At 44.6% G+C, this 18,212-nt stretch carries 21 protein-coding genes and 1 pseudogene; 10 read left to right on the top strand and 12 right to left on the bottom strand.

Annotation, left to right across the window (positions count from 1 at the left end; all coding sequences use genetic code 11):
- Nucleotides 1-33: 33 nt before the first annotated feature.
- Nucleotides 34-165: pseudogene (locus tag HWQ41_RS02000) on the top strand (hypothetical protein); the annotation flags it as partial.
- A gap of 165 nt (nt 166-330) precedes the next feature.
- Entirely contained in the window at nt 331-897 is a 567-nt protein-coding gene (locus HWQ41_RS01995) for a hypothetical protein (protein WP_292759517.1), read from the top strand.
- Nucleotides 898-981: 84 nt separating this feature from the next.
- Here the strand turns inward: HWQ41_RS01995 and HWQ41_RS01990 are convergent, their stop codons facing one another.
- The 4 genes from HWQ41_RS01990 to HWQ41_RS01975 all read right to left on the bottom strand — a co-directional run bounded on the left by HWQ41_RS01990 (nt 982) and on the right by HWQ41_RS01975 (nt 4,686).
- Nucleotides 982-2,370: a mercuric reductase gene (locus tag HWQ41_RS01990; protein ID WP_292759515.1), complete on the bottom strand. Its 1,389-nt coding sequence runs from the start codon at nt 2,368-2,370 to the stop codon at nt 982-984.
- Between the two features lie 562 nt (nt 2,371-2,932).
- Nucleotides 2,933-3,808: an NmrA family NAD(P)-binding protein gene (locus tag HWQ41_RS01985; RefSeq protein WP_292759514.1), complete on the bottom strand. Its 876-nt coding sequence runs from the start codon at nt 3,806-3,808 to the stop codon at nt 2,933-2,935.
- A gap of 195 nt (nt 3,809-4,003) precedes the next feature.
- Nucleotides 4,004-4,168 carry a hypothetical protein gene (locus HWQ41_RS01980; protein WP_292759512.1) on the bottom strand — a complete coding sequence of 55 codons (165 nt, stop codon included), beginning with the start codon at nt 4,166-4,168 and terminating at the stop codon, nt 4,004-4,006.
- 215 nt (nt 4,169-4,383) lie between these two features.
- Nucleotides 4,384-4,686 carry a hypothetical protein gene (locus HWQ41_RS01975; protein WP_292759511.1) on the bottom strand — a complete coding sequence of 101 codons (303 nt, stop codon included), beginning with the start codon at nt 4,684-4,686 and terminating at the stop codon, nt 4,384-4,386.
- Between the two features lie 322 nt (nt 4,687-5,008).
- Here HWQ41_RS01975 and HWQ41_RS01970 point away from each other — a divergent pair, with 322 nt between their 5' ends.
- Complete coding sequence (locus tag HWQ41_RS01970) at nt 5,009-7,585, top strand: HEAT repeat domain-containing protein (RefSeq protein ID WP_292759509.1); 2,577 nt, start codon at nt 5,009-5,011, stop codon at nt 7,583-7,585.
- A 62-nt stretch (nt 7,586-7,647) separates the two neighbouring features.
- Here HWQ41_RS01970 and HWQ41_RS01965 read toward each other — a convergent pair whose 3' ends face one another.
- The gene (locus tag HWQ41_RS01965) at nt 7,648-7,794 is read right to left on the bottom strand and encodes a hypothetical protein (protein WP_292759507.1); all 147 of its coding nucleotides are present in this window, start codon (nt 7,792-7,794) and stop codon (nt 7,648-7,650) included.
- Nucleotides 7,795-7,826: 32 nt separating this feature from the next.
- Here HWQ41_RS01965 and HWQ41_RS01960 point away from each other — a divergent pair, with 32 nt between their 5' ends.
- Nucleotides 7,827-8,711, top strand: a complete 885-nt coding sequence (locus HWQ41_RS01960; RefSeq protein ID WP_292759505.1) for an Rpn family recombination-promoting nuclease/putative transposase — start codon at nt 7,827-7,829, stop codon at nt 8,709-8,711.
- A gap of 104 nt (nt 8,712-8,815) precedes the next feature.
- On the opposite strand, the gene HWQ41_RS01955 is transcribed toward HWQ41_RS01960, so the two are convergent.
- From HWQ41_RS01955 to ndhC, 3 genes are read right to left on the bottom strand one after another with little or no spacing between them, the layout of a single operon-like run.
- On the bottom strand, nt 8,816-9,376 hold the full coding sequence (locus HWQ41_RS01955; RefSeq protein WP_292759503.1) for an NAD(P)H-quinone oxidoreductase subunit J: 561 nt from the start codon (nt 9,374-9,376) through the stop codon (nt 8,816-8,818).
- A complete protein-coding gene (gene ndhK / locus HWQ41_RS01950) occupies nt 9,369-10,106 on the bottom strand; it encodes a photosynthetic/respiratory NAD(P)H-quinone oxidoreductase subunit K (protein ID WP_292759501.1) in 738 nt (245 codons plus the stop codon). Before ndhK ends, HWQ41_RS01955 begins: the two co-directional genes overlap by 8 nt.
- Entirely contained in the window at nt 10,097-10,459 is a 363-nt protein-coding gene (gene ndhC, locus HWQ41_RS01945; protein ID WP_196526961.1) for a photosynthetic/respiratory NAD(P)H-quinone oxidoreductase subunit C, read from the bottom strand. Before ndhC ends, ndhK begins: the two co-directional genes overlap by 10 nt.
- A gap of 314 nt (nt 10,460-10,773) precedes the next feature.
- On the opposite strand from ndhC, the gene HWQ41_RS01940 reads away from it, so the two are divergent.
- The 6 genes from HWQ41_RS01940 (at nt 10,774) to HWQ41_RS01915 (ending at nt 13,361) form a co-directional block, all read left to right on the top strand.
- Nucleotides 10,774-11,109: a rubredoxin gene (locus HWQ41_RS01940; protein WP_292759497.1), complete on the top strand. Its 336-nt coding sequence runs from the start codon at nt 10,774-10,776 to the stop codon at nt 11,107-11,109.
- Nucleotides 11,110-11,276: 167 nt separating this feature from the next.
- Nucleotides 11,277-12,299: a photosynthesis system II assembly factor Ycf48 gene (locus HWQ41_RS01935; protein WP_292759495.1), complete on the top strand. Its 1,023-nt coding sequence runs from the start codon at nt 11,277-11,279 to the stop codon at nt 12,297-12,299.
- Nucleotides 12,300-12,644: 345 nt separating this feature from the next.
- A complete protein-coding gene (gene psbE, locus HWQ41_RS01930) occupies nt 12,645-12,893 on the top strand; it encodes a cytochrome b559 subunit alpha (protein WP_292759493.1) in 249 nt (82 codons plus the stop codon).
- A gap of 9 nt (nt 12,894-12,902) precedes the next feature.
- A complete protein-coding gene (psbF, locus tag HWQ41_RS01925) occupies nt 12,903-13,040 on the top strand; it encodes a cytochrome b559 subunit beta (RefSeq protein ID WP_012411801.1) in 138 nt (45 codons plus the stop codon).
- An 8-nt stretch (nt 13,041-13,048) separates the two neighbouring features.
- Nucleotides 13,049-13,171, top strand: coding sequence for a photosystem II reaction center protein L (locus tag HWQ41_RS01920; RefSeq protein WP_012411802.1), 123 nt, complete (start codon nt 13,049-13,051; stop codon nt 13,169-13,171).
- Between the two features lie 70 nt (nt 13,172-13,241).
- Entirely contained in the window at nt 13,242-13,361 is a 120-nt protein-coding gene (locus HWQ41_RS01915) for a photosystem II reaction center protein J (protein WP_292759492.1), read from the top strand.
- Between the two features lie 143 nt (nt 13,362-13,504).
- On the opposite strand, the gene psaI is transcribed toward HWQ41_RS01915, so the two are convergent.
- From psaI to HWQ41_RS01895, 4 genes are all read right to left on the bottom strand, one after another.
- Entirely contained in the window at nt 13,505-13,654 is a 150-nt protein-coding gene (gene psaI, locus HWQ41_RS01910) for a photosystem I reaction center subunit VIII (RefSeq protein WP_292759491.1), read from the bottom strand.
- A 157-nt stretch (nt 13,655-13,811) separates the two neighbouring features.
- On the bottom strand, nt 13,812-14,639 hold the full coding sequence (locus HWQ41_RS01905; RefSeq protein ID WP_292759490.1) for a hypothetical protein: 828 nt from the start codon (nt 14,637-14,639) through the stop codon (nt 13,812-13,814).
- A gap of 97 nt (nt 14,640-14,736) precedes the next feature.
- Entirely contained in the window at nt 14,737-15,627 is an 891-nt protein-coding gene (locus HWQ41_RS01900) for a hypothetical protein (protein ID WP_292759489.1), read from the bottom strand.
- A gap of 204 nt (nt 15,628-15,831) precedes the next feature.
- Nucleotides 15,832-18,210: a hypothetical protein gene (locus HWQ41_RS01895; protein ID WP_292759487.1), complete on the bottom strand. Its 2,379-nt coding sequence runs from the start codon at nt 18,208-18,210 to the stop codon at nt 15,832-15,834.
- Between the last annotated feature and the right edge of the window lie 2 nt (nt 18,211-18,212).

The raw sequence follows: 18,212 nt of genomic DNA, 5'->3' as shown, positions 1-18,212 counted from the left end.
ACTATTAATTGTGGGATTTAATGGCATCATGGCGCTAAACATTACATGAATTATTTAGTAGATGGAGACTTAGCAATTGATAATTGGCAATGGCAGATGCAAGCAGGTGTAACTAATCCCCTCAGCAATACCTTTGGCATAGATATGCAATCCTGTTCAAGCTAGAAGAGAAAAAGCAAAGCATAGTAGACAACGTGTTAAATTTAACTTCAATCGCTCTGATGAACTATTCGTTACATACTTGTAAATTTCCCCGCCGACTTACTTATCAATATTGAGATATTAAGTAATTCGCACTCTACGAACCATAATTATGTATAATTATTAACTATGAAATTATTCAACTACTCGGTTAAGCTGGCTTCATCTTGCGTTGTCGCCTGCATTATCGCTTCTACGGCTGTGGTAATTGCTCAACCCAAACCTTCACAAAACAATTCGGTAATAAAATTAACACCGACTCAGTTAAAAGTTTTGCGATCGCTAGGGTTAAAAGTAGCATTACCAAGTTACGTACCCGCAAGTTTTCATGCTGACAAAGTATTAGTTGAGGCTGGACGCGAAAATGTTGACAGCTTGCGTTACTTAGTTGTTTACCAAAATTTAAGTGCAGATAAATGCTTTGCGATTGAGTCAGTATCTGGTGGTATTGGCGACTTGCCCTCTGGGTCGCGCAGTTACCCGATAAATTCTCCGGTATTTGGAAAAAGCGTTTTAGAACAAGGATTATACGGTAATGCCAAACAACCAACATTGCTATCGCAGTGGTTGGGAGAGCAAAATGGCCCCTTTTACAGATTTGTTGGCACGGGAGTAATACCAGAATTGTCTAATTGTAGTAACGTTACTCCCCAAGAAGCAGTCAAGGTTTCGCAGTCAATTCGATACTTCAATTAATCGACTACGGACATATACTACAAGCGCAGTTTTTATGCTACTTGCCTAGATGGTGACAGATTGGCTATATGTTTGCAGGCTGCCTTAGAACTTTGAAAACAGCATATTTAACCCTTCGGTCATCGTGGGATGAGTCAAAACACCATCGCGTAAAACGGTGTAGGGCATTTGAGCTAACATCACCATCTGTACGGTCGAAATCACTTCACCTGCTTGATGACACAACAGGGAACAACCGAGAATACGACTGGTCTCGGTATCTATGATCGCCTTCATCAGTCCATCGGTTTGACCGAGTGTTTTCGCTCTAGGAATCGCTGAGGCATCCAGCTTCGCCACGCGGATGGCATACCCTTGTTGCTGTGCTTCGGTTTCAGTCAGACCCACATGAGCCAGTTCGGGATCAATGAACAGACAGGATGGAACCAAGCGATTGCGCGTGCTGCGGTTGCCACCATCAATCAGATTTGCTTTGACAATGCGGTAATCGTCGAGCGAGACATGGGTATATTGCAGTCCTCCATTGATGTCACCTAACGCCCAAATCCCCGGTATGTTTGTTTCCAAGCGATCGTTGACTAGAATAAACCCGTGGGCATCGGTTGCCACACCAGCGGCGGCTAAATTTAAGCTATCAGTGGTTGGCGCACGACCGATAGCGACGAGCAAATGTGAACCCTGGAGGCTAAGGGAGCGATCGGCGACCTGGATCTGAAGCACAGTCGCATTGTCAACGCGATCTACCCTCAATACATTTGTCTTCAGCAAGAATTCAATGCCCTCTCGTTCCAGCAGCGTTTGAACGGCGATCGCAATATCTGAATCTTGATTTGATAGGATTTGCTCACTATGCCCAATCACAGTAACGCGAGAGCCAAAGCGTTGGAACATCTGGGCAAACTCCAACCCAATATAGCCACTCCCAAGTACGATCAGATGCTCCGGCAACTGTTCCAGTTCCATGATCGATTCGCTCGTCAAAAAACCAGCTTCTGTGAGTCCGGGTAGCGATGGAATTAAAGGTCGCGTGCCTGTATTGATAAAGAACCGTTCTGCGGTGAGTAAGCGAGTGGTGTCAAGAGCCGTTGTCACTTCAATCGTTTTGGGTGACACAAACCGTCCCACTCCAATGATCAATTCGTGACCCAGAGCAGTTTCTAGATTGTGCAAATTCATTTCACGCATGGAGTGTACAACAGATCGTTTGCGCCCAATTACGGCTGCTAAATCAACGATGGGTGCATTGGCTTTAACACCGTAAGTAGCGCTGTGTCGCACAGTATTGGCTACCTCTGCACTGGCAACCATCGTTTTAGTCGGGATGCAAGCGATGTTGATGCACCCACCACCAATCATGGTTAAGCTGCGTTCCACCAGAGCGGTTTTACGTCCGTCCGTGACTAGCGCCGGTGCCAGAGTTTTACCTGCTTTGCCACCGCCGATAATAATGTCGTCGTAGTATTCAGGGTTCATTCCACATCTCCTTTAAAGTGCTGTCTTGGTACACGGCTTCAATTTGGCTGAGATCGTCTGCTGTTCGTTAATGCCTCTTGCAGCGACGTTATATCAGCGGGGTAGCGATGTCTGCCGCCACTCCTTTTGGTGCAACAGCTTCAATTCGGTTCAGGTCGTCTGTTGTCAGCTAAACGTCTGTTGCTGCAACGTTTTCCTCCAGATATTTGCGCTGCTTGGTACCCGGAATGGGAATGATATCATGTCCGCTTGATTACTTATTAAACCCAAAGAACCCCACCCCGCCAAAGCTGCGTTTTGTCTCCCCTCCCCGCCGGCGGGGAGGGGATTAAGGGGTGGGGTGCAATGAGTATGGGAATCACAACTAATTACTCGGACATGATATGATATCTTCTCCTTGGGCTAACAGCCATGCCAGGGCGAGTTGACTGGGCGTTGCTCCTTTTTCAGCCGCGTTGGCGTAGCCTACCGGAGGTAATCGCCTTTACCTGCTCAACCCCCGCAACGCCCTGCCTCCCGAATTCGATGTTCAACAAAGATTCGTTTAGCTGAAAATGCTTTGTTATCTTCTTAAAGGCGATCGCTCCACCAAGCTTTTCAAAACAGTTTCCAGTTCGACTTCGCCTTTGATGGAGCCAGACTCACCACTCTCGAACTCGATCCAGCCCTCGTTGAAACCGTCGAGCATCCGAATACGCGGCTCTGGATCGGCTGTGCCCTGAGCCTTGAACAGCGCCTCCCAAGTTTCGCGGGGAACTACCTCCGCCTGTACCGGACGACCCAGAACCCTGGAAAAGCCCTTTGCAATGTGATTCGGCGTTACCCGGTGCGGGCCCTCGATCTCGACGATTCGCCGTCCACTCCAAGTCTGTTGCAGCAACTCGGATGCAACGCGACCGATATCCGCCGTCGCAATCATGGGCACAGGTTTATCCAACGGTTGCAGGAAACTTTGGATAATGCCACTCTCTCTGGCGGGTGCTACGTCCCAAGCCGCGTTCTCCATAAACCAGGCGGGACGAAGAAAGGCGATCGGCATTAGCAGATCCCCCAGTACTTGCTCCATGATCTGAAGTTGAGTCAGTAGGTTCGGCTGGGTTGCCTGTGCGCCAATAGTGGACAGGCAGACGACCTTGCCCGGACGCGCTGCGGCGATCGCAGTACGCAGAGCTGCGACGATCGCCCGTGTTTCGGGAAAGCCCGGTGATGGCGCAAAGTTTGGCGGAATCACAACGAAAACACCCTCGGCATCGGTAAAAGCTGCTGTGAGCGCGTCAGCATCGTTCATGTCCGCCAGGGCAACTGCACAACCCTGCTCGACCCAGGCGGTTCCCTTATTAGCATCACGGATCACAGCGCAGACAGACTGATTGTCGTTCAGCAATTTGCGGGCGACGGCACCGCCGACCTGACCTGTAATTCCAGTAATAGCGTACATTTCGCTCTCCTTATAAATAGCAGACAATTGATAAACATCTTTCTCAACTTCCGGCTGAAATAAAGATCCTTAAAACCATCTCGGTGAGTACGTATTAGCGATTTTCCCACTATTTTCCAGTGCATAACACCCGCTAGAAGATTCAACTTTTCCTACAAGCTTGCCGCATCAAGATACTGTTGTTTTTATACACTTCTAAAGTTCCAGACTGCGGGTTATCCAACGTACCATCCCACACCCAATATTCATAATTTCTATTCCGAAACTTATACACTCGAACACCTTACGCACGCGATCGCGGGTTATTCCTGAACCTGTACGACGGTATGCTTCGAGAGCGGATTGGCTCTGCTGAACCATTTGGACTTTAGTAAGAGGTTGAAAATTTAATTTTAACCTGGGCTAGATGTTGGAATTAGCCAGATTTTAGGGTTTTAATCGCACCAACTACGATAGAGATGCTGAGTGCGATCGCACTTTGCGTATGAATCCGTATAACTCTATCCTGGTAAGCATTTATAATTTGCGGATGGGTCTATTAGCCCAGAAGTTAACTTCTGGGCGGAATGTTAAGACTAGCTAGATTTTAGGGTTTTAATTAGTGCAACGATCGCACCAATGACGATGGAGATACTGAGTGCGATCGCAAATGGGCTAAAAGGTTGTTCCAACAATACAGGTGTAACATCAACTGGGTATGATGTATGACCAGCATCAACCACCTTAATAGTCTGCTGTGGTTGCACGGCTATTATTTGATGTTCTATTGATGCCTTGACAGACATCTTTGTTAGCACTTGCTGATTGCCTAGTGTTATCTGACTCAGATTGAGGCTTTCCGGCTGTGAGTTTGCATTTGCGCGAGAAATTTGTATCATAGAAATGTTAGCCCTAGCTAAAAACTCAGGGTAAAAAAGCGACAAATTAAAAACAAAACTAAGTGGATTCTGCTTTCTGAGTGGCTTCAGGTTTGCAGAATCACTTGGGGCATAAATAACCCCTAGTAAGCTGGAGCTTATTGGGGGTTTTGTGCCTTTAATAGATTCTACCGACAACTTTTCTGTTTGGCAATAGAATAGTTATAATAAAATAAATAATGTCAAGGACATTTAGGGTCAGATTAAAGGACATTTAAGGACAGATAAGGACAGATAAGAACAGAGAAGTTATCCTTGATTGCCTCCTAGATGAAAAATAAACATGACAGAGCTAAGATCCAGACGTGGTATTCAAGTAACTGAACAAGGGCTTCAGTTACTCGAACAAGCCAAGGTTACAAAACAGAATGATGAAGGCAGGCTTAGGACTTATTTAGATATTGCAACAAATGCCGGAGTGAGTGAGAAGACGGTTCAGCGGTTTTTCCGTCGCGAAATTGTTGACAAAGGGGTTGCGATCGCGATCGCCAGAGCCTTAGATTTAGAACTAGCAGACTTAATCGATGTAAAAGCGACGACTCCGCCACCTGAAAACACAGCTACTCCCATTGACTGGCAGGAGGTGTGCAGCACTATGCTGGAACCGCAGCGGCGGATAACTAGTAATCCTCTAATGCAAGACGAATCTGCCAGAAAAGATAAAGAACAAATTTATGTCCCCCTGGCACTGGTGCAACGCACAAAAACAGATAAACGCGACAAGAGTAACTTTTCCCCAGATGTGGGAACACGTCTTTATGAACCGCAGTATGAAAGACAGCAACGATTTGAGCATGAGGCTTTCTTAAGTCAGATTCTAGAAGGCGGCGAAGGTAAAACCAAAGGCCAGCAAATAGCTGTGATTGGAGAACCGGGTGCAGGAAAAACAACACTCCTGCAAACTATAGCTTTTTGGGTGTTAGAGAAAAACTTAGGTTTACCAGTCTGGATTTCTCTGGCAGACTTAGGGCGAAATGGTACTTTGACAGATATTCAAACATATATATATAAAAGTTGGCTTGAGCAAGCAATTCCTGCAACACAATTAACTCAGGAAGTGCGGGAAGACTTTACAAACCAAATTCAGCAGACACGAGTGTGGCTGCTATTAGATGGCGTAGATGAAATGTCTGAAGCGTCTCACCAGCCATTAGAGGAAATTTCCCGTCAGTTGAATGGATGGCTACGTTCATCACGAGTAGTGTTAACTTGTCGGCTGAATGTTTGGCAAGCGGATGTCAACGCCCTAGAAACCTTTGAAACCTATCGCCTACTGGACTTTGACTATCCCCAACAGGTGCATCAGTTTATTGATAACTGGTTTGGGAACTTGAGTGAAAAAGGAGAACGGTTAAAGACAGAATTAGACTCTGCCGAACGGCTACGGTTGCGTGACTTGGTGCAAACTCCCCTGCGGTTGGCGTTGTTGTGTGGTATTTGGCAGACTGAGGAGGGGAATTTACCAGAGACAAAAGCGGGATTATATCATCAATGTGTGCAGCAGTTCTACAGATGGAAACAAAACCGTTTCCGCACCAGTAAAAAAGAACAACATGACTTAAACCAGGCTTTGGGACGTTTAGCCTTGCGGGATATCAACGAAGGTAGTTCACGATTTCGCTTACTGGAAAATTTTATCAGTGAAGAACTAGGCTATCCAGATGATCAGACTTCGCTGTTTTACAAAGCTTGGCAAGTGGGCTGGCTAAATCATGTAGGGATTGCGGCTGAATCTTCTAGCAAAGAAAAGGTTTATGCCTTCTACCATGCCACCTTTGAAGAATATTTCGCCGCGTTAGCTGTTGACGATTGGCACTATTTTTTAAAGCACGTTCCTGAAAACCCAGAACAAGGAATATATCGCATATTTGAACCGCAGTGGAAAGAGGTAATTTTGTTGTGGTTCGGGCGAGAAGATGTAAAAGAGCAACAAAAGAAAGATTTTATCAAAGCCTTAGTAGAATTTGAGGATGGCTGCAACAGTCAGAGTCAAATTCCTGACTGGAAAGGATTTTATGAATATCGAGCCTATTTTATAGCGGCAGCCGGTATCGCCGAGTTTAAAGATTGTGATTTAGCAGATGCGATCGCAAAGCAAATTGTCACATGGGGCTTTGGTTATTTCAACATTGAAAAACAGAAGTGGCAGACATTTGACGAACCGATAGAAGAAAAGGCTAAAGCTGTACTGGCAGAAACAGATCGCAAAAAAGCGATCGCGGCATTAGTGGAGTTAATTCATGATTCTCAATCTGAATCTACCCGTAGGCTAGCGGCATCAACTTTAGGGGAAATAGCTGAAGATAATCCCACTGCGATCGCGGTATTAGTGGAGTTAATTCGTGATTCTCAATCTGAATATACCCGTAGGCTAGCGGCATCAAGTTTAGGGAAAATAGCTGAAGATAATCCCACTGCGATCGCGGCATTAGAGGAGTTAATTCGTGATTCTCAATCGGAATCTACCCGTTGGCAAGCGGCATCAAGTTTAGGGGAAATAGCTGAAGATAACCCCACTGCGATCGCTGCATTAGTGAAGTTAATTCGTAATTCTCAATCTGAATCTACCCGTAGGCTAGCGGCATTAAGTTTAGGGGAAATAGCTGAAGATAATCCCACTGCGATCGCTGCATTAGTAGAGTTAATTCGTGATTCTCAATCGGAATCTACCCGTAGGCTAGCGGCATCAAGTTTAGGGGAAATTTTAACAGAATCTGACATGATGACGGCAGTTGTCACCGCTTTGAAAAATGACTTATCAGATGAGGCTTACAAAGTTATCTGGCACTGCACCCAAACTATGACTTATCCAGCCTTTTATCAAGCTTGGCATAGTGACTCATTCCCATTTCAAAATTGAAAAACTCAACTTACTGATATTCATTCCATCTTTTTATTCAGTGCTATTTAAAGCCGGATTAATCAGATTAAGTGAGGGATTGAAAAAGCGATCGCATTCTCTCGAATTATCTCAACTTGGGTGCGATGTCTACGACGGGCTTTGCCTACGCTTTCTCTAAGTAGTCCAATAAAAAATCTGAATATCTGTAATCCAGTCTTAAGTATCATTATTTTATAACTTTCAGTGCGTTTACAACCCCATGATCAAACCCGCCGATGTCAGCACCAAACGCTTAATCAGCCTTGCACCTGATAACTGGGTAAAATGGGTAACACAAATTCCTGATATTGTTGCTGGTGAAATTCTCAACTCAGAATTTCAGTGGATAAGTCGAGAAAGTGATGTTTTAATCCGTGTCGAAAGTCCCCAGTATGGAAAATTTCTCGTTCTTAACGAATTACAACTGCGCTATAAACCAGAAATGCCGCGCAGGATGCGTGCGTATGCAGCACTTGCAGAAGAAAAATATAATTTGCCAACGTATCCAGTACTAATTAATATCCTCAAGGCAAGTGATGCTGAAATACCGACAAGTTATGCATCAAATATTGCTGGTTTACGTGCTATTCAAGATTACCGTGTCATTAACCTGTGGGAAGTTGATGTAAATATTGCCTTTGCACAACCATTACCATCACTACTTCCATTTGTACCCATCCTCAAAGGAGGTGATAACGAGTCTACAATTCGAGATGCATTGCGAATATTACGTGCAGATGAACAATTGAATCAACTAGAAACAGTATTAGGATTTTTTGCTACCTTTGTATTAGATAGTGCAATAGTTCAACAAATTCTGAGGTGGGATATGGCACTTTTAGAGCAGTCGCCTTGGTATCAAGAAATTTTTAGCAAAGGGGAAGAACGAGGAGAAGCACGCGGAGAACTGCGAGGAAGAAAGGAGGAATTATATTCAGGAATTGAATTAGCATTAGAAATTAAGTTTGGCAATCAAGGTTTAGAATTGATGCCGATAATCTCTCAAATTACCGACTTGCAGAAATTAAAAGCAATTCAGCAGGCAATTAAAACAGTAAATACAGTCAATGAATTACAGCAAATTTTGTCAACCAACTTGACATGAAACACCAAAAACATAACCCCTCTCCGCCACCGGAAAGGGGTTAATCATTGCCGAAATTCAGCACTTGTACAGACGCGATTCATCGCGTCTCTATTCAGCAATCTCTAATAAGCGTCTTGCAACTCGTAGAAATCAGGTGAGATGTAATCCTTCCGCAAAGGCCAACCTACCCAATCTTCCGGCATCAAAAGCCGCTTGAGATTTGGGTGTCCTTGGTAGACAATGCCGAACATATCGTAAGACTCGCGCTCTTGCCAATCTGCCGTCTTCCAAATCCAGTACACAGAAGGGACTACGGGGTTTTCCCGTGGTAAGAACACCTTTAAGCGTACTTCTTCAGGGCGATCGCTATTATCACCCACTTTAATCAAGTGATAGACACTCACCAATTCCTGTCCTGCCCCAAGGTCAACACCACCTTGAAACTGGAGATAATTAAACCCATAAGCATAAAGGGCTGTAGCGGTGGGAAGCAAAAAATCTGGCTCCACCTTAATTATCTCTACACCATTCTTGTCTGGTGCCAAAAACTCATGGTCAAAGCCATTTTCCGTCAACCACTGGGAAACTTTACCAGCTTGTACCAATGACTCTTCTTTGGCTGCTGCTACTGGTTTAGACTCTTCTTCGGCTGCTGTTACAGGTTTAGATTCTTCTTCAGCCACGGGTTTGTTCCTCCTTTTGCGCCTTTGCTGTCAGCAGTGCAGGTGGTACTGGTAGACCGATCGCTTCCGTCAATTCCTTCGGCGGTGTAAGGCGAGTTTCTGACTGCAAATACTTACCAGTTAAGATTTCCTCTACTGGCTTCAAATTATGAGTCGTGCTGTAGTAGCGGTGGGTTTGCTTAATTTTATACCGCTCTTGCATCGATTCATTGGCGATTTTCTTCCGTAGCTTAATAATTGCGTCGATAATTGCTTCTGGACGGGGAGGACAACCAGGCAAGTACACATCCACAGGAATCAGTTTATCGACTCCGCGCACTGCCGTAGGGGAATCAACGCTGAACATTCCGCCAGTAATTGTGCAAGCTCCCATCGCAATTACATACTTCGGCTCTGGCATTTGTTCATAAAGACGTACCAGTTGGGGAGCCATCTTCATCGTAATCGTCCCTGCCGTAATAATTAAATCGGCTTGGCGGGGGCTAGAACGGGGAATTAGTCCAAAACGGTCAAAATCAAATCGTGAACCAATTAAAGCTGCAAACTCAATAAAACAGCAAGCAGTACCAAACAGCAACGGCCACAGACTAGAAAGCCGTGCCCAGTCGTAGAGATCATCAACCGTCGTCAAAATGACGTTTTCTGAAAGGTCTTGAGTGATATTAGTACGCTCAATGGGGTTGATGATTCGCTCTTTGTCCTGGGTTGTTAAGTTAGAATTCAAGACCATTCCAAAGCTCCTTTACGCCATGCGTAAACTAAAGCGACTACAAGAATTGCAATAAAGACTAGCGCTTCAATAAATGCCAATAGCCCCAAACGGTGGAAAGCTACCGCCCAAGGATACAAGAACACAGTCTCCACATCAAAGACGACGAAGACCAGAGCAAACATGTAGTAGCGGATGTTGAACTGAATCCAGGCTCCCCCGATGGGTTCCATGCCAGATTCATAGGTGGTGTGCCGCTCTGGGCTGTAACCACTGGGTCGTAGGAGCTTGGATGCTGAGAGCGCTAAGGCAGGCACTAGGCTACAGATGATGAAGAAGCCTAGAAGGTACTCGTAACCGCTGAGGACAAACACAATGAGTATCTACCGCTTATGGAGTATTTTAAGTGGGTACTAGGGAGTGGGGGGTAGGGGAATGACGGAGCAGATGAAGCATGGGGGAGAAGAATTAATAAACTAATGCCCAATGCCCAATGCCCAATGCCCCATGCCCAATCCCTTGAATTACGTTACTTTCTTTTACATTATATCTGTTTGATTTTTCTGAAATCTGGGAAACAGACGCACTTCAGGTATTTGATTCGCTTTTGCTAGCGATAGAAAAGTCTAACAATTATGTCATAATTTTTAACGTATATTTAAGATTTCTCCTCTGCGAGACTTTAGCCATGAGCGAACCAGCTGTTGAGACTACGGTGTTAGACCGCTACGAGTGTCGCGCCTGCGGTTATGTTTACGAACCTGAGAAGGGAGACGACAAGGATGATATTCCTTCAGGGACACCCTTTGCAGAACTGCCCATAAATTGGCGCTGTCCAGTTTGTACTGCTAAGAAAACCGCTTTTGCCAACATCGGCCCTGCGGGTACTGCATCCGGCTTCAAAGAAAATCTCGGTTACGGTTTTGGTGTCAACAACCTAACGCCAGCCCAAAAGAATATATTAATTTTTGGCGCTTTGGCTCTTGGCTTCTTGTTTTTTATCAGTCTCTACGGCTTACAATGACAGCCGTTAAGCAATTCAAAATTCAAAATTCAACAGGACTTACGCAAACAATAGCTGAAAAGAATGATTTTTAGGTAGGGGCAATTCATAAATTGCCCCTGAGCGCGTATAGTTTTGCGTAAGTCCTATTCAAAATGAAAAACTTTAGAAACAAATAAGAGATACTGATGCATTCATTTGTGAAAAGTTGGCAACGAATAGCTGCCTTGTTAATAGTAGTCCTGATGTGCATAGGTTGTAGCAAAATTCCCTCTGTTAACTACAATCCCTGGAAAATCATTTCTGTGCCAACAGACTCGAATCTATTAGATATTGCTTTTACTGATAACCCTGAGCATGGCTACTTAGTAGGTAGCAATGCCACGCTTTTGGAAACCAATGACAGTGGTAATACCTGGAAACCAATAACACTGCAACTGGATGAACAAAGGTATCGCTTTGACTCAGTAAGTTTTGCAGGTAAAGAAGGCTGGATTGCCGGAGAGCCTGGACTATTGCTACACACTACCGATGAAGGTGCTTCTTGGTCGCGTATTCCCCTGAACGAAAAGCTACCAGGTAGCCCGATCGCAATTAAGGCACTGGCAGACAAAACAGCTGAAATGGCTACTGATGTCGGAGCCATATATAAGACCACAGACGGCGGCAAAAACTGGAAAGCCCAGGTGGAATCAGCAGTGGGTGTGGTGCGTAACTTGGAACGTTCTGCTGATGGTAAATATGTTGCCGTTTCTGCTAAGGGTAGTTTCTACTCAACTTGGGAACCGGGGCAAGATGCTTGGGTACCACATAACCGCAATAGTTCTCGGCGCGTAGAAAATATGGGCTTTGCTGAGAATGGGCAATTGTGGTTGCTAGCTAGGGGAGGTCAAATTCAGTTTAGTGACGAAACTAAACCTGACGAGTGGCAAGAGGCACAATATCCAGACTTCTCCACCAGTTGGGGTTTACTAGATTTGGCATATCGCACACCCAATGAAATTTGGATAGGTGGCGGTAGCGGTAATTTGCTACGCAGTGGCGACGGTGGCAAAACCTGGGAAAAAGACCGTGCGGTGGAAGAAGTTGCTGCTAATTTGTATAAGATTGTGTTCTTAGAGCCAGACCGGGGATTTATAATTGGCGATCGCGGCGTTTTGCTCAAATATCTACCAAACCCTGAAACAACTTCCCCAGCAGAGGCGGCTTAGTAAGAGGACGGGGGAGAAATCAATTCAAAATTCAAAATGACGCTCTCTACGAGACGCTAAAAGCGAACGCAGACTCGCTCTAAGCGAAGCTATGCCGAAGGCTTTACGCTACGCTAACAAAATTCAAAATTGTTCGCGCAGCGTCTCTTAGAGAAGAAAAAGACTGGCGGAGATGTAGCTTTACGCTTGCCGCAAGGTGGGAGATGAGGGAGACAAGAGGATAAAGAAAGTGTTTTCCCAATGCCCCATGCCGTATTTCTGAGAATAACGTTGCAACTTGTAACTCTTTCTTAACTTTGTAGGATAATAAACTCTATAACACTCTATGTAAAGGTAGGAATCTAAATGTCAGGTACCACTGGAGAACGTCCGTTTTCGGACATTATTACCAGCGTTCGTTACTGGGTAATTCACAGCATCACCATCCCGGCGTTGTTTATTGCTGGTTGGCTATTTGTGCAAACGGGGCTGGCTTATGATGCTTTTGGCACACCTCGTCCCAACGAGTATTTCACACAAGCGCGGCAAGAAGTGCCAATTGTGAAGAACCGTTTTGAAGCTAAAAAACAAGTTGAACAATTTATTGGAAAGTAGTTTGAGATCATGACTAGCGGCAATAACATCAATCAACCAGTTACCTATCCAATTTTTACCGTTAGATGGCTGGCAGTTCACACTTTAGGTGTACCAACTGTATTCTTTTTAGGCGCGATCGCCGCAATGCAATTTATTCACCGTTAGGAGCAATTATGGTCGAAAGATCGCCCAATCCCAATAATCAGCCGGTTGAACTAAACCGGACTTCGCTATACCTGGGACTACTACTAGTTTTCGTTCTGGGGATTCTGTTTTCCAGTTACTTCTTTAACTAAGTAGAAGTACTGTTGTTAATCTTTGTTTATTGAACGTATGTTGATTTGTTGTTAAGGGAGGAGAGAAGCTGTGTCTGAAAGTGGGAGAATTCCCCTGTGGGTCGTCGCTACGATCGCAGGATTAGGTATAATCACAGTCCTGGGCATTTTCTTTTATGGTGCCTACGCCGGAATTGGTTCTTCGATTTAACCGAACACTATAAGTGAGAATTTTCTAGCATTTGTTGAGAAATCAACGTTAAAAAAACCGCCTATCTCTATGAGATGGGCGGTATTAATTTTGGTCAATAGTCTAGAATGACCAGAGCAACGCAGTGGCTCCTAATGACTACATCAGTTAATATCGCTGATATCGTCGCTTTCAATGTATAAAAATAGAAACGCGAAGATCACACCGGGCAAAACCCAACCAATTATGGGAACGAAGATAGAAGACAAGTACGAAGTACTAGCCAAGATAGAAGGCAAAAAAGAAGCTGCCATAGTAAAGGTTCCTATGAAATGACACTACAATTCAAAATGAGCTTACTGCAAATTCTGCCAGATTTTTGAAATTCTTTCATATTTTTAACACAGCCAATATTGGGAGATGAGGAAGAGGATATGGGGAGATGGGAATAAGGTGGCAAGCACAGAAATGTTAATAGTATCCTTGAATTTCGTACAGAGGGTCAAGTTGCCGATAATGTTCGGCAGGTTGGAAATACAGCAGCCTTACCCCATTCTTAGCAAGTTGCTGTTGCTGGGTGTAAGCTAGATAAAACAAATTATTCTTCCAGAGATGCCAATAAGAGGGGGAACCCCCCAGCAGAGGCTCTAAAGCTTCATCTATTCGCCAAGAATGACCCTTGAGTAATTCTGCGATTTCTGACTGGGCATCAAATGGCTCCTCCTCGGTTCCTATCAACATATCTAATTCTGACAACCTTCTTTCTTTCTCCTGTTGCTGTTCAGGGGAAGGTGCTTTCACAACTGCCTGTATTTCCTCTGGCACATCTAGTAAGAAGAATTGTGAGTACCCACTTGCATTAATCTGTTCGTCATAAAACTGATTTTCTTCTTCTATACGGTCAACGCTACCAGAAATAAAGGTCTGACCCATAGCATCTGCTTCCAGAAGGATACCATTGTGACCGTATGCGCCGAGGTGAAAAGCATTGCAACCAATTTGCATAGCTAGTTCTGATAGGCGAGGGCGAGCAGCACCCCTAGCTCGACGGCATAGTAGTTCATTCGGTTGGGTCTTCACTATAGTCCATCCCGGAGTGCTAACGAACAGTCCGACAATCCAGAGGTCGGGTAATAGCGGCCAGGGAGTTTGGCGCAATTCCTCATTTGATAAGGTTTGAGGTGGTTGGGAAATGCGACGGCAACCTTCAAGCTCAAAGATGCAGGTTATGGCCAGTTCGATTGAATCTAAATTATTTGACTGGATACAAGTAGTGTAATTTCGGAACTCGATAAACACGTCAAGCTCCTAAATCGTTAAAGTTATTAAGGTCGCACGCATTACTAGCTTATGCTTAAATCGGTTTCTATAATTTTTGTGCTTCAAACTTTTGCAATTACTGGGTAGGTCGAAAGTACAATAGCCGCGCTCCATCCGCTTCTAGCTGTTCCTGCTGGGTGTAGGCACGGTAAACTAAAGGATCTCCTCCTAGATGCCAGTAGGAAGGTGTACCACCTAACAATCGTCCTATGGCTCTCTCAAACATTTCAAAACCAGATTCAATAAACAAGTGTGATACTTCAAAAGCTAAAGTTTCATATAACCGCTTTCCTCCTTTTTGTTTTAATAACTGATACTTATCCTTTTTGAAAAATGTCTTCCATTGGGCTTTCCACTGTTCCAATGTACTGGGTGTCATTGGAGGAAAATTGGAACTGGCATAGTCCTCTAAAAATTGCTCCTCCCACTGTTCAAATCTTCTATTTTCCTCTTCTTGTAGTACTTGCTTTGCTCTGTGTATCTCCTCTGAAACATCCAGTAAGAAAAATTGTTCAAATTTTTCTGAGTTAATTGGCTCATCAAAAAATTTATCTGATTGTAAATACTCTTCGCTAATGGAACCAGAGATAAAGATGTCACCTGTTGCATCTGCTTCCATGAGAATCCCGCCGTATTCGTACAAACCCACATAAAAAGTATCGCAACCAATTTGCCTTGCTAATGCCGACAATCGAGGATGATCAGCATTGATAGCTCGTTGGCATAGTATTTCCTCTGGTAATATCTTGACAATTGTCCATCCCTGATTACCAACGAATAAACCGAATGTCCACACCTCATCGCACAAAAGCCACGGATTATGACGTAGTTCTTCAACATTTACAGGAAGCTCAGGCAAGGTGATGCGGTGACAGCCTTCTTGCTCTAAAAGGCGGGTTAGTGTTTGCTCGATTAGTGTCAGATCATCAGAATGAATGCAGTAAGTATAATTCCAAAACCCACTCATTCCAGCCCTCCATGATTTTTTTTGACTTCAACCTTTAACTTAAGCAACTCCGTAATCTCTACTATTGAGTAGGCATTGCTCAATCCTGCTAGTATTTTTACGCTGTTAATTGCTTACCTCACTTCCCGCCAGTGGCAAGCTGATTGCGCTATACCGGCAAAATAGCGATCGCACGCACCTTTACCAAAACCTCCCCGCACCACCTCACATACCCAGGAGTTCATCTAGCTGCAAGCTTGGCAAGTCTGGAGGAATCACAGTTCGCACTATTGTGACTTTGTGACTCTCTTGTTGGGTTGTCAGATCAAGTGCGATCGCTTCCAAACGAATTTCCAAACAGCCAAAGGGAATGTTTAATTGCGTCATCACTTCTAGACTTCCCAATGCATTAGGTAGTAAATTTGTCAATAAATGGGGCCCATTTAGTAACCAGCGAGTTTGATAATCTTCAACCCATAACTTGACAACAACTTGCGGAGGTACTTCAGGTAGTACTACACGCACTATGACAGACTTGCCAGCAATTAGTTCGCCTTCTGGCACTAGCAGTTGTGGAGTTGGCAAAGGCTCAGTGGCTGCCGCAATTATAGGTAAGGAAGGGGATGAATCTAACAGTGGTTGCTCCTCTTCTTCAAAGGGGTAACTCGTAGCTGCATCGGCTTCCAGTTCACTATATGTATCATCTACAACGATTTCTTGCGCTAACCAAGCTGATGCTATATTTATTTTTATCGGCGGAGGGGGAGGCGGTAGTTGTGTTAACAGAGCCGATGAGAGTGTTGCTTCTTCTAATACTTTTTCTATTTCCGTATTTTCTCCGCTCCCCAAATCCGCTGACTGCGCTGTATCTACATCTTCCCCAAAGTTCCCCAGTTCGGAAGCCAACTCTTCGACTTCTTCCCATGTCCCCTGTCCCTTACGCGTCTCCGTCAGAAGAAATTCTGAGCGTCCCCAACTTCCGCTCAAATTTCTCTCTGTATTGGCATCTAGGTTTAACGGCAAGTTGACATCAACATTCGCATTTTCTGCACTTAGAGAAAGCGACGTCTGCGGCGCTGGAACATAGTTATTGTAATCTTGAAGTTCGAGATCACTGATAGATTCAGGCAAAGAGTATCCTTGGCTCTGCATCCACTTTCGGAGCAAAGGAGATGAGTAAAGGTTCTCTGTTGTAATGAATTGTGCATTTTGCTGGGCTTCTACTTCAGCAACAGATTCATCTTGGAATTGTGTACTTGGTTGGGCTACTACTTCAGCAACAGATTCATCTTGGAATTGTGCATTTGGTTGGGCTACTACTTCAGCAACAGATTCCTCCTGGAATTGTGCATCACCTAGTACTAATTCAGGTGTATTTTCATCTTCAGCCATAGTTGCGTCCAACTGCGGGAAGTCTTCAGCCGCCGGAATTTGCAATGCATCTGCGAGGGCATTACTTTTTACTTCCTCTGTATCACCTGGCAAAGCTTGTAGCCGTCTCAAGTATGGAAAAGTAGCGTCGAGTATTGGCATTCGACGTTGCCTGATGACCAACTGCTCCAAGTTGATGGCAGCTATGGTAGCATCCTTTTCTAGAAGCTCCTTCTGTGTAGGGGGTTGTGCAACAACATCTGTGGGAGTGTTGGCATCGGTTTGAACAGGAGGCAGTTTCGGCAATTGAGGCGAAGTGCCTGAATTCTTGAGCTTAGATGTCCGCAGGGTAGCTTCTCGCAGAACTTGCAGGTTAATTTGCGGCGGTAGGGGTGTGTTTGGGGATAGATTGAGTATCTGAGACTGGTCTGTTTTTGGAATCTTGACCAGATTGAATAGTTTCAAATCGAGCCTCACCGCTGCCTCTGGTTCTGTGAAAGTAGCAGATGAGTCCGATGGTGCTATGGTGCCATTTAAGGATGTACTAGGTTTGGCTGCGGCTGTGATTGCCAGTAATTCTTTTACATCTGCTGTAATGGTGAAGGACTGGCTGGCTAACCGGATGACTTCACCAACATCAGCGAATTTACCATACAAACTGATATCTGCCAAAATTAACTTCGATTCACAGTCAGCAGGAATATCAATTGAGGTATTGATGGTGAAGGGCAACTCCTGGTCTGGTAAGGGTTGCCGTACCTGGGTCAAGATTTTTGAGTTCTTGGGCGATCGCAATTCAATTCCTAGTTCAAGCGCCCGCAGGCTTTTTGGAGATAATGTTTCAGCCTGATCTAAAATTGTCTTTTCTTTGAGTTCTATGTGTCCATTGATTGTAAGAGCTTGTCCCCAACGAGCAATGTAAGTATCCTGACCTAAAGTTAGCAGCAATGGTGGCGGTGGTTGTGTTGCTGAAGAATCTATAACCTTTTCATCTTTGGGCAGGGGTTCAGAGGTGGGTAAAGCTAAATCTATTAAATTTTGTAAAATCTGCTCTGCCGTCTCACCTTTGAGCCACACAGGACTCACAGGCTCATCGATAACTATATTTTCTTTCGTTTCATCTGGCACAACAATGCTAGCGGAGTTGCTGTCTGTAGCAATTGCCAGTGCTGCGGAAACAGCGATCGCTTTATCTAAGGTAATTGCGGGTTCTGCTAGGGCAGTAGATTCCAAGT

It is taken from the genome of Nostoc sp. NOS(2021) (genome assembly GCF_017115025.1).
GTDB lineage: Bacteria > Cyanobacteriota > Cyanobacteriia > Cyanobacteriales > Nostocaceae > Nostoc.
This window is presented reverse-complemented; position numbering and strand designations above follow the sequence as displayed.

What these genes read in the sequence shown, in the direction of transcription:
- HWQ41_RS01970 (WP_292759509.1), top strand. Translation starts at nt 5,009, where the DNA reads ATGACAGAGCTAAGATCCAGACGTGGTATTCAAGTAACTGAACAAGGG.
- HWQ41_RS01985 (WP_292759514.1), bottom strand. Translation starts at nt 3,808, where the DNA reads ATGTACGCTATTACTGGAATTACAGGTCAGGTCGGCGGTGCCGTCGCC.
- psaI (WP_292759491.1), bottom strand. Translation starts at nt 13,654, where the DNA reads ATGGCAGCTTCTTTTTTGCCTTCTATCTTGGCTAGTACTTCGTACTTG.
- HWQ41_RS01975 (WP_292759511.1), bottom strand. Translation starts at nt 4,686, where the DNA reads ATGATACAAATTTCTCGCGCAAATGCAAACTCACAGCCGGAAAGCCTC.
- HWQ41_RS01990 (WP_292759515.1), bottom strand. Translation starts at nt 2,370, where the DNA reads ATGAACCCTGAATACTACGACGACATTATTATCGGCGGTGGCAAAGCA.
- HWQ41_RS01995 (WP_292759517.1), top strand. Translation starts at nt 331, where the DNA reads ATGAAATTATTCAACTACTCGGTTAAGCTGGCTTCATCTTGCGTTGTC.
- psbE (WP_292759493.1), top strand. Translation starts at nt 12,645, where the DNA reads ATGTCAGGTACCACTGGAGAACGTCCGTTTTCGGACATTATTACCAGC.
- ndhK (WP_292759501.1), bottom strand. Translation starts at nt 10,106, where the DNA reads ATGGTCTTGAATTCTAACTTAACAACCCAGGACAAAGAGCGAATCATC.
- HWQ41_RS01920 (WP_012411802.1), top strand. Translation starts at nt 13,049, where the DNA reads ATGGTCGAAAGATCGCCCAATCCCAATAATCAGCCGGTTGAACTAAAC.
- psbF (WP_012411801.1), top strand. Translation starts at nt 12,903, where the DNA reads ATGACTAGCGGCAATAACATCAATCAACCAGTTACCTATCCAATTTTT.
- HWQ41_RS01900 (WP_292759489.1), bottom strand. Translation starts at nt 15,627, where the DNA reads ATGAGTGGGTTTTGGAATTATACTTACTGCATTCATTCTGATGATCTG.
- HWQ41_RS01980 (WP_292759512.1), bottom strand. Translation starts at nt 4,168, where the DNA reads ATGGTTCAGCAGAGCCAATCCGCTCTCGAAGCATACCGTCGTACAGGT.
- HWQ41_RS01960 (WP_292759505.1), top strand. Translation starts at nt 7,827, where the DNA reads ATGATCAAACCCGCCGATGTCAGCACCAAACGCTTAATCAGCCTTGCA.
- HWQ41_RS01935 (WP_292759495.1), top strand. Translation starts at nt 11,277, where the DNA reads ATGCATTCATTTGTGAAAAGTTGGCAACGAATAGCTGCCTTGTTAATA.
- HWQ41_RS01965 (WP_292759507.1), bottom strand. Translation starts at nt 7,794, where the DNA reads ATGATACTTAAGACTGGATTACAGATATTCAGATTTTTTATTGGACTA.
- HWQ41_RS01940 (WP_292759497.1), top strand. Translation starts at nt 10,774, where the DNA reads ATGAGCGAACCAGCTGTTGAGACTACGGTGTTAGACCGCTACGAGTGT.